We start from the raw sequence: 14,514 nt of genomic DNA, 5'->3' as shown, positions 1-14,514 counted from the left end.
GGGACAATGACGGAGATACTCCCTTTGTCAGTATATTAGCGCTCGCAGGGATTCCAAATTAGACTGAAAAACCTCGTGAGTTGGTATGCGCACATCAATTGACGGAACCTTCGCATTGATCGTCAAACTGATACCGCAACAGCAATTCGGCGTCCGCGGAACGCGTGTGCTTTGCCATAAGTCCTGCGATCGTGAAGTTCTCCTGCACATCGGTTTCTGGAACCAACAGATAACTCCAGGGTTTCTCGCCATCTGAGGCGCAGGTCTTCGTTGACACATGACACCAGAGACTTGCAGCGTCGGCCTTTCGCAACACTTCAGGTTCTTTCATATCGGAAAGCCGCTTGACCTCGATAATCAATTTATCCGTTTCAGTTTCGACGACGAAGTCGGGTTGATACGGAGCACCATGTTCATCAAATATTTTGAACTGATTGGGACCGGGTTTCATCCACAGACGGACGGTGGAATCCTTCTCAAGGACAACCGCCAATTTCCTCTCCGGATCGGAATCGAATTTTGCATGCTGATAGCAACCACGCGCAAACCCCGTGAAGATGTATTTCCGGATGCTCTGCTTCTCGTCTGGCGGTGTCCGGAAATCGCGAATGTATCCGGTGCCGGCGGTATCGAAGGTCTGCGGCCGCAGTTCTCCGAAGGCTGAGGCCAGCGAGACGCGGTAGTTGGTCTGTTCCCGCCACATGTTCTGCTTCATCTGCGAAAAGATACTCTCGGCCATCGCCTTTGCATGGCCGCGCACGACGCTTAGAGCCTGATCCTCATCTCCCGGGAATCTCGCCCGGGTATTGGTAACGGCCTGTCCAGAGAGGTCATACAGGATTTCTGCATGCGTATCATAGTCGATTTCGGGATAGTCGATGAGGCGTGCGACGATGTAATCTTCCAGCCGATTGACCGTCTCCCCTTCCTCTTCACCGGAAACCACCGAAGTCTTCTCGGTTCGAAGCACCTGCACGAACAATTCGCGCGACAACGGCTGGAAATTCCATGACTTCATATCGATGTTGAATCGGCGGAAGCCAAAGGAAACCTGTTGTTCCGGCGTAATTGTGAGAGCCGGGATCGCCAGGGTCCGCTCGACAAAGCTCTTGCAGAGCTCCGTTGCCACGGCCACCGCTTGTTCCTTCGTGACGCTGGTAAACAGCCCCCCATCCCGCGCTGTAACGGTCATCGCCGCATCGGCGATCTTATCGACGATCTTGGGGTCGTTTAGATCTTTGATCGAACGGACCTGTTTGCTGACCTGAGGCAGCACATGATTGAGCACAGTCCGGGCGACCTGAACCTCTTCGGGTGTGCTGAAGGTAAAGGGCGTGGCGGTGTCGACCTTCCCGCCAGCCTCAGCGGCAGGCACAACCCGAGTATCTCCGTCCTCGTCATCAGCCACAACAACGGTCGGCTTCGTCTTGGCCTCCGCCTGGGAAAGCATCTGATCGATGATCGAGGGCGCAGGAACCGATATCGGCTTCGTCGGGGCCACATCCCCGCCTAAACCGATGGTGACGGCCTTGAGCTTGCGGGTAACGCCGTTCTCTTCCTTCGCTTTCTCAATCAGCTCGTTGAAGCGTTCATGGGCAATGACGGTCAGGGTATCAACCACCTCGACTCCTGTCCGCTTGCCGTAGGGCAGACGCAAGCCACGGCCCAGCGTCTGCTCGGTCAGGATGTCCGAGGCTGACGCCCGCAGCGGCACGATGGTGAACAGGTTCGAGACGTCCCAACCTTCCTTTAGCTTGTTGACGTGGATAACAATATCCGTGTCGCCGGCTTTCTCGATGTTCAGCAGGCGTTGCGCGTTCTCGTCGCTCTCTTCGCCTCTCAGCTTCGAATGGATCTCAGCCACACGCCCTTTGTAGCGCCCGTCGAAGAACCCGTCGGATTCGACGAATTCTTTCACCTGCCGGGCGTGGGTCGTGTCTTGCGTGACCACCAGCATGAAAGGCCGCACCACCTTTACGTCGTTCTGGCGAGCGTAGGTCTCGAGCGAGACCTTCACGTATTCATGGTAATGCACGCCGTCTTCCAACTTGATCTTCTCCAGCGTCGCCGCGTCGACCGACTTCGGGTCGAAGTTGGCACGGGTGCCGACCGCCGGCTCTTCGACGTAGCCGTCCTCCATCGCGTCGGGCAGGTCGTAGCGATAGACCACGTTCTTGAAGGCCTGCGAGTTTGCACCCACGGTCTTCGGCGTCGCGGTTACCTCGAGCCCCAGGATGGGCTTCAGCTCCCCGATGGCCCGCGCCCCTGCCGAACCACGGTAGCGGTGCGCCTCGTCCATGAGCAGGACCAGGTCATCCAAGTCGGAAAGGTAGGAAAAGTAGCTCTCCCCGATGTATTCCTGTAGCCGCTTGATCCGTGGTGCATTGCCACCGCGCGCCTCAGAGTTGATCTTCGATACGTTAAAAATGTTGATGATCGCGCCTTCCTTGCCGAACAGGTCGGTCCCGCGCACGCCGCGGCCTTCCTCGTAGTTCTCGGCGTTGACAATCAGCGGCGCGTTGTGCGCAAAGGCCTCGATGCCGCGGAAAACGTATTTCGGGCTCGCTGGCTGGAAATCGGCGAGCAGCTTCTCGTAGATCGTCAGGTTCGGGGCGAGGACGAAGAAGTTCCGGCTCTTCCCAATCATGTAGAGGTAGCTGATGAAGGCGCCCATCAGCCGCGTCTTGCCGACGCCGGTGGCAAGGGCAAAGCAGACGCTGGGGAAGCCGCGCTCGAACTCCTCGAAATCTGCATCAGCCAAATTGCCGAAGGAGGCGCGCACTGCATCGCGGGCCATGTCGACATCGGTGTCCTTTTTGGGGTCGATATCGGTCACGATGGTGTCGAGGCGGCGCAGCGCCTCGGCTTGCGGTTTGCGCAAGGACAGGCGCTGGTTGATCTGGTGGACGGCGCGTTTGGGGTCGATGGTGTCCATGGCTTATTTCCCTTCCCCGAACAGATCCGGTTCGCTGGCCTTTTTGGCCATGGTCTTCTTCGGTTCGGGAACGTCTTCGGGCGCCTCCACCTCTTCAGCCATCGGCAGCGCGTCGATGCGGAGCGAATAGTCGTCCTTGCCCCATTCGCAGCGATCCAGCACCACGCGCGGGATCTTTTTCAGGGTGAGGTTATCGAGGCTCTCGCCCTGGGCCTCGTAGGCCATGCAGCAGACCAGCAAGCTGCGGTCCTCGCCCACCTCGTCCGAGATTGCGCGCAGCTGGTCAAAGGTCAGGCTGGCCGTAGTGACATAGATGAAGGCGCTTTCCGAGGCATAACCATGCATCCAGTAGGCCTCGTCCGAGGGGGCGTAGGTGTAGTTGAAATGCTTGCACATGGCCTCTGCCAGCATCTCGGCGTTGTAGTCCTTGCTGATGACCCAGTTGCCCCAGACGTCCTTCTGGAGGAGCGACGGGGCAAGTCGGAAGAAGCGATAGCCGCCGCCGCCTTTCCAGCCTGCGGTCTCTGTCACGCCGCCCTCGTCGGTGCCGTCGATGACCTTCTGCATGCGCGGGACGATATGGGTTTTCGCGGTGTCGTGGAGCTCAACCATAATCCAACGGCGACCCAACTTTTGCGCCACGGCCCCTGTGGTGCCGGAGCCTGCGAAACTATCCAAAACAAGATCGCCAGGATTGCTGCCAATTTCGAGAATCCTTTGAAGCAAGCGCTCCGGTTTGGGAGCGGTAAAGGGGTTGCCTGGGAATAGCTTTAGGCTTTCGCCTCGTGCCTCTTGGTTATGGCCGACTTCTGAGTTTAGCCAAATGCTGCGCGGCACAACCGGCTTAGCTGACGTCAAAAATTTCTTGATCCGGGGCGATGAAGATTGCCCTTTCGCTCCCCAATAGATCATTTCATTGGCAACGTTCTCTGCATGAGTTTCTGGACCGTAAGCCCACACACGCGTTTTTTTGGGCCAAATCTCTTCGCCGGTATTGGGATTTGTAATCGGGTAGTAAAGATTCGGGCGTTCATCGGCCGACTTTGCGCACGTATAGGCTGCTGAATTCCACGGTCCCCGCGGATCATTATCTGGATTTCTGTAATTGCCCTCCTGAGAGGCGCTAAATTTTAGCCGGTTGGGCCTCCAAATATCAATGTTTTTAGCGTAAATGAATACTGTGTCATGATCCCGGCTAAAGAAGATCGCATCATTAGCTGGCGATGTCCGTTTTTGCCACGAGACAGATGAGACAAAATGACGGCGCCCAAATACTTCATCGGCAATTACTTTCAGATAGTGAGCCTCATTGTCGTCAAGAGTAATCCAAAGTGATCCATCTTCTGAGAGCAATTCTCGTAATATCTCGAGCCGGTGGCGCATCATGCTAAGCCAAAGGGAATGCTCCACTCCATCATCATAATGCTCGAAGGCCGATCCAGTGTTGTAGGGTGGATCGATGAAAACGCATTTCACCTTGCCACGCACAGCCGGATCGGTTTCCAACGCCTTCAGCGCAAGCAGATTGTCCCCATGGATTAGCAAATTGTCGAAGATATCGCCGTCGCGGCGCGCCTGCGCATGATGCGAAAACTCCGTTTCTTCGATCAGGATGCGCGGTTCCAACCGCGGGCGGTTGTCCTTGCCGATCCAGGTGAGTTCCAGCTTGTTTTTCTTGGGCGCCATTATGCGAGGCTCCATCTTATCGTGAACAGGGGTGTCATTTCGGGGGTCAGGTTCAATTGCTCGGCAATATCATCGAGCATGCGTTCCCTATCCTGATCGATCTCTCGTAATCGGGTGTATAGCTGATGTTGCAGGTCATCAACCTGCCGTTGCATTGCTTTTGCTTCGCGCTGCAATGACAACTTTTCCTCCAGACCCAATGTGGCGCGCGCAAGCTTCTTTTTGTCGTTAGCGCCCTTGTTCAGCGCCTTGATCTGTTGATCGAAGGATACCTTTGCATCATCCCGCCAGGCGTCCAACCGGTCTTCCTCTTCGTTCAGGAACGTCGCCAGCATCTGCTGCGCCTGACCCACAATCTCTGTTTGCCTCGCGTCCTGCACCTCTTGCAGTTCCGGCTCGGGTAGGGCGGTGAGCCCTGCTTCAGTCACCTGCGCTGGAACATGGAGCATTCGCTCTGCCGTTTCCGGATGCAGGGGGGTGCCATCCTCGGTGAAAGCAGCATAGACCAGTTCATCATAGACCTTGGCAGGGGTGTTGAGAACCAGCCGTGCCACACGCATCCAGCCCGAATGTCCGCGCAGCCGCTCCACATCCGCCATGTTGCCGTCATAGGCACTGTAGTCGAAGCTAAGTGCTGCGGGGGGTAGGTCCCGGTCCCGAGCTTGCACGACCAGCCGGTCGGCCAACCCCTCATCCCCGAGCCGGAAGAAGCGCCAGCCGCGCTCGTCCGCCTCTGGCCACTCGGTCGACCAGGTTGCGCCGTCATGGTCGAACCGCTGCGCGTGATCTTCATGGAATCTCGCGTCCGGCAGTTCTGCCCGGGCAAGACCCAGAAGCGCGCGCTTGAAATCGCCAATGGCCGAATTCACCGCCTCCTTGCGCCCCAGGAGGCGTTCGATAACTTTGTCGTCCATCTCGGCCAGCAACTGATCACGTGCGTTCTTCTTGGCCTCGTCGATCTCGACGCTGAATTCTTCCTGAAGCCGGTCAAAGGCCTCGTCGATCTCGACGGTCGACCGGCAGGATTGGACGATGTCGAGGATGCGACGCTCGATATCGACGCCGGATTCGATGGCACCCAGCACTTCGTCCGATGACCCGAAGACGCCGTCAAACAACTTGAACTTCTCTTCCAGCAGCTGGTGGATGCGCGCCTCGGCGTGATTCTTGCGGTTGAGGAAGTTGATGACGGTGACGTCGATCTTCTGGCCGTAGCGGTGGCAACGGCCGATGCGCTGCTCGACCCGCTGCGGGTTCCAGGGGAGGTCGTAGTTGATCAGGAGCGAGCAGAATTGGAGGTTGATGCCTTCGGCGCCGGATTCCGTCGCGATCAGGATCTTGCGGTCGTTGCGGAAGGCCTCGACGACGGCCGCTTTCATATCTGCGGTTTTCGAGCCCGATACAACATCCGTGTCCCGATGCTTCTCGAGCCAGGCTTTGTAGAGCGCGTTGCTGTCCTTGTCCGAGTTCGAGCCGTTCATGACGACGGTTTCGCCCTCGAACCCGTTCTGCTCAAGCAGCTCCCGCAAATAGGTCTGGGTGCGCACGGACTCGGTGAAGATCACCGCTTTGCGCTGTCCGCCCTTGTTGGTGATCTCATCCAACACGTTGGGAAGGCAGTCGAGCAGCGCTTTGCCCTTCGCGTTGTCAGAGATCGACATTGCGAGATCACGGTATTCGGTCAGCCTCTTGATTTCACGTTCAAGTTTGACGGGGTCGACGCGCTCGGCATCCTCGTCGCTGTCATCTTCGACAGCATCCGCCTCCGAACCCGCCCCGGCTTCGCGCCACTCTTCGGCATGTTCGCTGAACCCATCCAGATCATCGAGAGTTTCATCGTCGACGACGCGCTTCGCCTCCAGACGCCGGATCATCTTCTCAAGGGTCTGGGTCACCGCGAAGGAAGACGATCCCAGAATTTTGCGTAGCATCAGCGTGACGAGGTGGCGGCCGTTCTGCCCGAGGGCAATGGTGTCCGGGTCCTGAAGATAGGCTGACACCTTGTCGTAAAGCTCTGTCTCGAGGCGGCCCGGCGTGAAGTCGAACGTCTTAGGCAGGCGATTGGTATAGTTGATCAGGCCGGCGCGCTGAACCTGGCGCCGCAGCGTCCGTTTGCAGATTGGCTCGAGGCGTTTCGCCAAAAGCGCCTGCGACGCACCGCCTTCGCGCCCGCCGAACTCACTGCGGAACGCTTGCTCGGATCCGAAGTAGGTCTCGTCGATCAGGCTGATGAGACCAAAGAGTTCCATAAGATTGTTCTGCAAGGGTGTCGCGGTCAGGAGAAGCTTCTGACGGCCCACCAGAGCTTTCCTAAGCACCGACGCACGGGAGTTCTCGGCCGCCTTATAGACGTTTCTGAGTTTGTGCGCCTCGTCGAACACAACCAAGTTCCATGGGATGTGACGGAGCGTCTCCGACAACCGGGCCGCATATTCGTAGGACATAATGATCACGGCGTCATCACGCCCAATGGGATTGGGCCTACCTTCCTTCTCGATGTCCTTGATCCGTTTTGCATCAAGGATGACCGAAGGCAGCGAGAATTTTTCATGGAGCTCGGCTGCCCACTGTTTTCGAAGAGATGCCGGCACGATGAGGAGAATCTTTCGCTCCCTCTCCCACCAGCGCTGGCTGATCACGAGTGCAGCCTCGATCGTCTTTCCAAGACCCACCTCATCCGCCAGCAGGACACCTTTCGACAGGGGCGAACGCAGAGCGAAGCTGGCTGCGTCGACCTGGTGAGGGTTCAGATCGACCTTGGCGGAAGACAATGACTGCGTGAGCGCGTCAGAATCGGATATTCCCTCTGATATCAAATAGTTAGCGAAGAATTTCGCTTGATGCTCAGAATATTCTCGGCCCAAGATCACTGCTCCAGCTTTTTTAGTCGAGCAGACATCCTCCTGAGGGATTGGTCAACCTGTCGAATGAGGCCCCAAGGAAATGGCGTTGATCGCAAATCGACCGATGACCAAGCAGGTGAATCTATCGCCTGAACAAGTTAGACATGATTTTCGCAGCGCTCAGATAAGATTGCTCTTTATACCTGCGCATTTAGCGCATGGTTTTTGGTGATCGCCGCCCCAAAGCTTTTCCAATTAAGAGCTAATCAGTTGCGCGAAACGGGAAATCTATTGATGGGAATTGCACCTCTTGTCGGTCTTGTGTCGGCTCCGCCCAAAAGACTTTTCTAATTTCCATCAATCTCTTAGGGGGCTGTCGGTTGTCGGTTCGGGGGCGTGCACTGGGAAGGCGCAATATCGATTCAAACCAACATGGAAATCGTCGGAACGGCTTCATGTCCCGTGCACCAACAACCCCGAAAGGTGCACAAGATGCCAACCAAACCCACCAAAATTACCCGAACCCAGAAAGCTCAGAACCTCTTGTTCAAAGACATCAAGATCAAGGAGAAGGGGAAAAGCCGCTCACTGAAGCAAGACGAGAGTGAGCAGCTGGTAGCCCTCCTTGCCGCCAAAGAATGCCCCGAAGCGCTGTCCGTCGATGGTCTCGTTCCGAAAGGCTCTTTCTTCGAACGGCTTTGCCGGTTCTTTAAGAAAACTGACGCAAGCTACGCGCTCCCGCTTTTTCAGTTGGTCATGATCGCTTCTTCTTACCTCACGCAAGGGGGTGCCAACCTCTGGATTCCGGGGCTTGGCGCCAAGCGCCCGATCCTCTGGACCATCGCACTCGCTGGGTCTGGCAGTTCAAAGACCCTTGCTACGGACAAGGTGGCGGAGATCCTCATGCCGAAGCGTCAGGATTCCGGCGTCAGGATGTTCCCAACCGGATCGACTGACGCACAATGGATCATGGATCTGGCTGAGAATAATGGAGCTTACTGGTTTCAAGATGAGGTGGGGCAGCTTTTCCAGCAGGTTCTCAAGCAGTCGAACTACGCCCGCATCAAGCCCTGGATGCTTGACGCTTACTCCCACAAGCCGATCTCAAATCGCCTGAAGGGAGAGGTTGAGAAACTTTCCGTCGAAGACCCTCACTTCACGTTCTTGGGCCTGAGTGTTCGGGAGACCTGGGCTGATAACGTAGATGCCGCGAGCATGCTTGACGGCTTCTGCCAGCGGTTCAACTACGTGATCGCGCCGCCCCGAACCGACACGGACATGTTCAATCATTTCATGTATTTCGTGGGCGAAGGCATCGAACAGTGGCAGGAAGAACTCACAGAGCTCTGGCACGCTCTTTGTCTCCAAGAGGGTGCCTTGGAAACCTACACAATGAACGATGGCGTCCTTCCTTATCTGGAGGGTTGGTGGCGGAGCCTCCGAAAGAAGTGGGGCAATGCCGCCTTGCCAGGGTCTTTCGTTCGGCGGACAGGCTTCTCTATCCTCAGCTACCTTGTCGTGCTGCACTTTCTGCTCGGGAAGTCCCGGCGGCCCATCGATTTGGAAACTGCAGAGCTGGCCACCAAATACGCCGAATTCCACCTTGAAAGCACGTTGATCATGATGCGGGAATATGATCGGGGCGAACGCTCTCATATTCAGATGGTGGCTGCAAAGCGCGAAGGGCTGCTTCGCGATGGAGCGAAAGAAGTGAAGGTGCGGGACGTTCAGCGTCGTCTCAGCAAAAAGCAAGGCCAAGAGCTTTCCAAGGAACGCATCGCCGAGATCCTCGGGGTTCTGGACAGCTTGGAAAACTCGCAGGAACTTTTTGATAAGATTGTTCCCGAGGACGCCAGCCTGACTGCACAGCGTCAGGCGAAAATCGAGCTTTTACAAACTCGCGCAGCGACGTTTCTGGAACGATGGGCTCAACGAGAGCGCGGTCGGAACCAGAAACGCCTCTACCGCCTGCTCAAGGCCTACCGGTCCGAAGCCGGCGCCAGTATTGGGACCGACCCGAAACCGGTCGAAAGGACGACCAACGTCGTATCGATGGGCAAGCGGCATGAGGTTGATCGAGAAGCCTCTTGAGGGCCTTTGCCAATGCAATACTGATCTGAAGAAAAATATGAGCTGAATATTTCGGATTGAGTATACTGGGGCCCAGTTCCTGAAAAAGGAACTGGGCGCATGCACATACAGCATCAAGCATCACCGAAGGTCAGCGAGATCGCCGCCCACTTCAAACTTGGTCAAGAGACCACCCGCAAGCTGCTCAAGGCTATGGATGTGCGTCCCGTGGCGATCAAACCGGAACGATACTCATGGCACGACATCTGGCGTCTTGAGGGAGCAGGCTACGTGCCCGAGAACCTGGTGGAGGATTTCCAACTTCCGCTGCTGAAGCCTGCTGAGGTTGTCAGGATATTCTTTCCGCATCTTGCGCCACGCACGATCACGGATCGCGCGAAGAAGGGGCGGTTGCCGGGGATCCTCCTCGGGAAAGATTGGCGCTTCCGCGAATGCGACATGCAGGAGGCCGCGATCTATGGCTGACTGCAGGTTTCACCCAGATCCCGCGCTAAAAGAACCTGTATGGCGCAACGCTGACATGTTTCGCGCAGGTTCAGCCGAAGACCTCTCAACATACCGGGAATGTATGGCGAAGGGTGTGCGGCTGAAACCTCCCTGATTTCGCTCGATCTGCGCCAAACCGGCTGATTTGGCGCAACGGCGATCCCTTTCTTTCAAGGTGTATCTGGAAGTTTGGGGAGGCTGTTGGCCGAACCTCACCAAACTCCCAGACAACCTGAAAGATGAGAAAATGACCTTTACCAACATGAAACAAGCTGAAGAGGCGCTGCCGGATCTCGGCTATGCTGCCTCCTTTGAGAAGAACCTCCGAGCATCTATCCGCATGTGTGAGAAGGTCTACAACACGGACCTAAGTCGCATTCCAGCGGACCTGGCGGCTTATGATCGCAGATGGGGACGCGGGCGTGTGCGGCGTGTCCCCAAGCCGTTTCGGACAGCGGACCAGTTCCGCACCTGGCGCAAGAACACTCGCATGGTAATTGCGAAATTGTCGGGAACGTCACGGCCGGTCGCGATGTCGACCGAATGGGTAACACTGTTTTCCTTTGTTGAGGAGAACCAGGGCAAAGGTAAACTTCTTGGTCCTAACTCCCATCTGACGTTTGGTGTGCTTGCGCGCGCGGCATCTCAGACAAACACTCCACCGAACCAGATCACTGATGTCTGGGTTCAACAGCGGATCTGCCATCTCAACTCCGCACAACGAAAGTCCTTCCTTCGCGGTCTCGGTCGGTTCAACGCAATAATCGCGCAACGAACTTGCTTACCAGAGCTGGAAACACTTCTTCCGAGTAGAGAGATCAACAAGCCAGCACCCCTCCGCCCCCAGTCAAACCAATGGCGCCGAAAAGCCAATCACCCTGGGGCGGCCCTAATTTGGAATGACTTCGATGAGATCATCGATTTGAAACGTCATGGCGACGATGCGTCGATTGAGGGGGCGCCAGTTCAGTTCAGCGCCAACTCTGCAAAATCCTACGAGGAATCCCTTAACTGGCTGTTGAACGGTCTGGGTGCCACAGATCGTTTGGAGGAAGACGCTGACCTTGCGGACGTAATCACCTATGCCAATCTCGTCGCCGCGACTAACCATTGGGTCATAGCGCGCCAGGAAAGAAGCCAGGACACCAAGTCCAGCACGCTCCACAACCACGTGACGCGCCTGGTGCATCTCGCGGTAAATTACCTCGACCCCTCATCAAAGGAAGTCGAGCGCTTGGTCAAACTGCGAAAGAAGCCATCGATCAGAACTGCTTCCGTAGGGAAGATGTCTGAGGTTCGGGAAACCTGGATCAGGGACTTTGATCGCGATGTGGCCAAGCAAGAACGGGCGCACCGGCTACCGGAACAACTGCAGAACCGCGCGGAGCGGACCCTGTCGAAAGTCCGCGCGGGGCAAAAAGTGCGCCCTGGCGAAATGATGGCGGCCCTCCGTGCGGGGGTGGCGGCACTCGCAGCGGCCATGCTCTTTCGGGCTTCTCCTCTGCGGGCGACCAACTTGCGCACAGTCCGCATGCGTGGAGAGGGTGCAGAATTCGATGTGCGAGATCTCGGGCAAGACAGCCGGTTGCGCGAGCTGCGCCTGTCGATCCCGGGAGAGCAGGTCAAGAACGGCGCGTTTATTGACGAGATCGCCGATGACGATCTCGCGCCTATCGTGGTTTGGTATCTAAAGGAGATCCGTTCCCGGTTGATCTGTGACCACCCGTTCAACAAACCCTACACAGACAGCGACTACCTATTCCCCTCGACATCCGAGCGCCCCATGGAGCGGTCAAGCTTTTCCCAGATGTTCCGTCGAGCCTGCCTCGAAGTGAACTTCGACATGACGATGCATCAAGCACGCCATGTTACGGCTTATTGGATCCTGTCCATGGACCCGAACGCCTGGGACGAGGCTGCGGCGCTTCTGGGCGACCACGAATTCACAGTGCGTAAATATTACGGCTGGATGAATGAGCGTCGCGCTTCCAAGGCTGGTCGGGAAAAACTCCAGCAGGCTCGCAAGGGCATTCGTAAGCACCGGAAGGGAGAATACGACGATGCAGCTTGAGCCGGAAACATATACACCATCCGCGGAGACCTCCCGAGGGCGACTATTGGCGAGATGGGATGCCCATTTGGCAGCGCGGGGTGTCTGCGCGCCACGTCAGGAGGATTTCTTGAGCTTCGGAGGTGTTTCGAAGCTTGAAAAGCTGCGCGCCGCATTGAACACAAACCGCCCGGAGCAGCTTGGCTGTATCCGGTTGGCATTGCGACAAAAGCGTTCCGAGAAATGGCGCCGAACTAATCCTGTAAAGGAGACTGCTGAGAACCGAAGATCACGGATTTCGCCCAAGCTTTCCATGCCCGAGAACCAATTGCCTCGCTCATGGCGGCGGGCGTTACGCGAGATGCGTAGTTGTCGTGCGTCGGCTGATCGAGGTTTGATCGACTTGGAGGATCGCACGCCCCCCAGTGCGTCAGTGATCAGGAATTTGGCATCTACCCTGCGGGTCTTTGCCCGAGTCTGCGAAGATCACGCACTGCTTCCCGACCTGTCATCCGAGACCATCGAGCTCTACCGGGCCGCGCGGCATGCCGAAGGAAATGCCAGCACATCCATCGCGTCTCGTCTGAAGGAATTGCGCATCTTTGCCCTCTGGTGCGACCTCGATGAAGAAATCATCGCCAAGTTGTTCCGTCTGCAGAAGCGCTATGACCGCGCGGCCAAGCGCGAGCGGAAGCGCAAGGACGTCTGGGCGGCCAAGAGCGGCAAAGGCTTGGGCGATGTCTGGGTCAAGGCAGAAGAGCTCCTGTCGCTGTCAGAGGCGGCTCCAGATGGCTCTGCGCTGCGGGCACGCCTCACCCTTGACGCGGCATGTCTGGCGCTGAGCGTGGTCTGTCCGCTCCGCTGCGGCGACCTCCATCGGATCGCCATCCGCTCTGAGTTGTCCCGGCACGCAGAGGGTTGGTCCTTGCACATCGTGACGCGGAAAGGCGAGAAGCCTTACCATCGTCCGGAACTTTGGCCGGAACTGACGCCTTTCCTCGACGCTTTGATCATGCTCGACATGACCGGGAGTGATTTCTGGGAGGCCTACGAGGCAAAGTGCGGGATGCCGCTATTTTCGCGGGATGGTGGAGAAAGCACTCCGGGCACGTCATGGCCAACACGTTGCTGGCACCGTCATTTCGGGATCGGAGCGCATATCATCCGATCGCTCTGGCACAGTTTGATGTTCGAGAGTGAAAATGATGATCAATGGATCGCCTTGGCGCTCTGTGGACAAGGCAATGGCCGCACCGCCCAACACTACATCCTCGAAGGCCGAAGAACACGATCGGCCCGCCGGGGGCGGGCGAAGATACAAGCATTGCGCCAAAGGCAAGTCAGAGGCTGAGGCCGAGGAGGGGGGCGAGGTCGGACTTGTTTTCTTGCTACCCTCTTTGGTGAGAGCAGCAAGAAAGCAAGCAGCCTTCTTAAAGTAAAATCAGCGGCTTATCAGAACCGGCCGGAGAAAGGAGGAACGGTCATCTTGTAGCCTGCGGCAATCCCGTCGAGGCATAGCAGGGAGAACTTTATGTTCGAAATCCCACAGCCAGCCACTGCGCTGCACCGCTTTGCGGAAAACTATCACCAAGCAATCCAGTATGCCGCATTGCGGCTGGGCGGACGCCCCTACCTCCGAAAGGCACAGGGGGTCCTCGACGACCTGCGCGCAGCGGGTCCGATCTCGTCACGAACAGAGCACGACGCATATGAGCTTCTGATGCTGTTCGCGCAGGGAGGCGGACTTATTGACATCGAAGCCGATTGCGCGCCGGATCTTGGTGCCGGAGATCTGGATGATATCGCCCTGCTGGCTGAGGCTCTCAGCGACGCTCTACTGGAGCTGAAGAAACAAGTCTGGCAGCGCCAGAATGGGGAAAGGCGCACCAGAGATGAGTGAAACCGTGCCATCAGACATGATGCATGTTGCGATCATCAATTCGCTTCGCGTAGCAAAGAGGATCACGGCAGCCGTGGAGGAAATCAACAAGGTTGGTGTCTTAACGCCTCCGCGCATCGTGCAATTGGAAGGATTGCGTGACGGCAGACTAACCGCTGATAGTTTCACGTCACGGGAGATCGATAGGCTTCGCGCAATGGCGAAGTCCATCGAGCCGGTCATCTTGGGTGAAACCGATACATGGTTCGTTCATGATAAACAGACCCCGTCGGTGGCACCTCGGTTAATCGTCACATCAGCGCAAGAGGCTGCCCTGATCCGCCTTCGCGCCGAGCTGCGCAATCTGGCAAATCAGATTTCCGAAGTCATCTTAATCCAAGAAGCAAAGCAGCTTGCAGTGCTGTTGAAACGGTGACCTGTTCGGCCGAGGGGGTCCCCTCGGCCGTCAGCGTCTGAGGCTAAGGCCGGTTGTATTGACGACCCAAACCGACTTTGGGGGGCCTCGAACGATACCCTTTCCTTG

The 14,514-nt window shown here is 56.9% G+C and carries 9 protein-coding genes; 6 read left to right on the top strand and 3 right to left on the bottom strand.

Going from position 1 to position 14,514, the window contains the following annotated elements:
• Positions 1-94: 94 nt before the first annotated feature.
• Genes AC1965_RS17565 through AC1965_RS17555 form a run of 3 tightly spaced genes read right to left on the bottom strand, consistent with a single transcriptional unit; the run spans position 95 to position 7,485 of the window.
• Positions 95-2,935, bottom strand: a complete 2,841-nt coding sequence (locus AC1965_RS17565; RefSeq protein ID WP_483885119.1) for a DEAD/DEAH box helicase family protein — start codon at positions 2,933-2,935, stop codon at positions 95-97.
• A gap of 3 nt (positions 2,936-2,938) precedes the next feature.
• Positions 2,939-4,621, bottom strand: coding sequence for a site-specific DNA-methyltransferase (locus AC1965_RS17560; protein WP_483885118.1), 1,683 nt, complete (start codon positions 4,619-4,621; stop codon positions 2,939-2,941).
• The gene (locus tag AC1965_RS17555; protein ID WP_483885117.1) at positions 4,621-7,485 is read right to left on the bottom strand and encodes an SNF2-related protein; all 2,865 of its coding nucleotides are present in this window, start codon (positions 7,483-7,485) and stop codon (positions 4,621-4,623) included. Before AC1965_RS17555 ends, AC1965_RS17560 begins: the two co-directional genes overlap by 1 nt.
• A gap of 471 nt (positions 7,486-7,956) precedes the next feature.
• On the opposite strand from AC1965_RS17555, the gene AC1965_RS17550 reads away from it, so the two are divergent.
• The 6 genes from AC1965_RS17550 (at position 7,957) to AC1965_RS17525 (ending at position 14,406) form a co-directional block, all read left to right on the top strand.
• The gene (locus tag AC1965_RS17550; RefSeq protein ID WP_483885116.1) at positions 7,957-9,555 is read left to right on the top strand and encodes a DUF3987 domain-containing protein; all 1,599 of its coding nucleotides are present in this window, start codon (positions 7,957-7,959) and stop codon (positions 9,553-9,555) included.
• A gap of 99 nt (positions 9,556-9,654) precedes the next feature.
• Positions 9,655-10,020, top strand: coding sequence for a hypothetical protein (locus tag AC1965_RS17545; RefSeq protein WP_483885115.1), 366 nt, complete (start codon positions 9,655-9,657; stop codon positions 10,018-10,020).
• A gap of 268 nt (positions 10,021-10,288) precedes the next feature.
• Positions 10,289-12,112, top strand: a complete 1,824-nt coding sequence (locus tag AC1965_RS17540) for a site-specific integrase (protein ID WP_483885114.1) — start codon at positions 10,289-10,291, stop codon at positions 12,110-12,112.
• 109 nt (positions 12,113-12,221) lie between these two features.
• On the top strand, positions 12,222-13,442 hold the full coding sequence (locus tag AC1965_RS17535) for a hypothetical protein (protein WP_483885113.1): 1,221 nt from the start codon (positions 12,222-12,224) through the stop codon (positions 13,440-13,442).
• Between the two features lie 180 nt (positions 13,443-13,622).
• On the top strand, positions 13,623-13,991 hold the full coding sequence (locus AC1965_RS17530) for a hypothetical protein (RefSeq protein WP_483885112.1): 369 nt from the start codon (positions 13,623-13,625) through the stop codon (positions 13,989-13,991).
• Entirely contained in the window at positions 13,984-14,406 is a 423-nt protein-coding gene (locus AC1965_RS17525; RefSeq protein ID WP_483885111.1) for a hypothetical protein, read from the top strand. The genes AC1965_RS17530 and AC1965_RS17525 overlap by 8 nt, the downstream gene beginning before the upstream one ends.
• Positions 14,407-14,514: the final 108 nt, after the last annotated feature.

The sequence above is a fragment of the Sulfitobacter sp. KMM 9851 genome (assembly GCF_057178245.1).
This window is presented reverse-complemented; position numbering and strand designations above follow the sequence as displayed.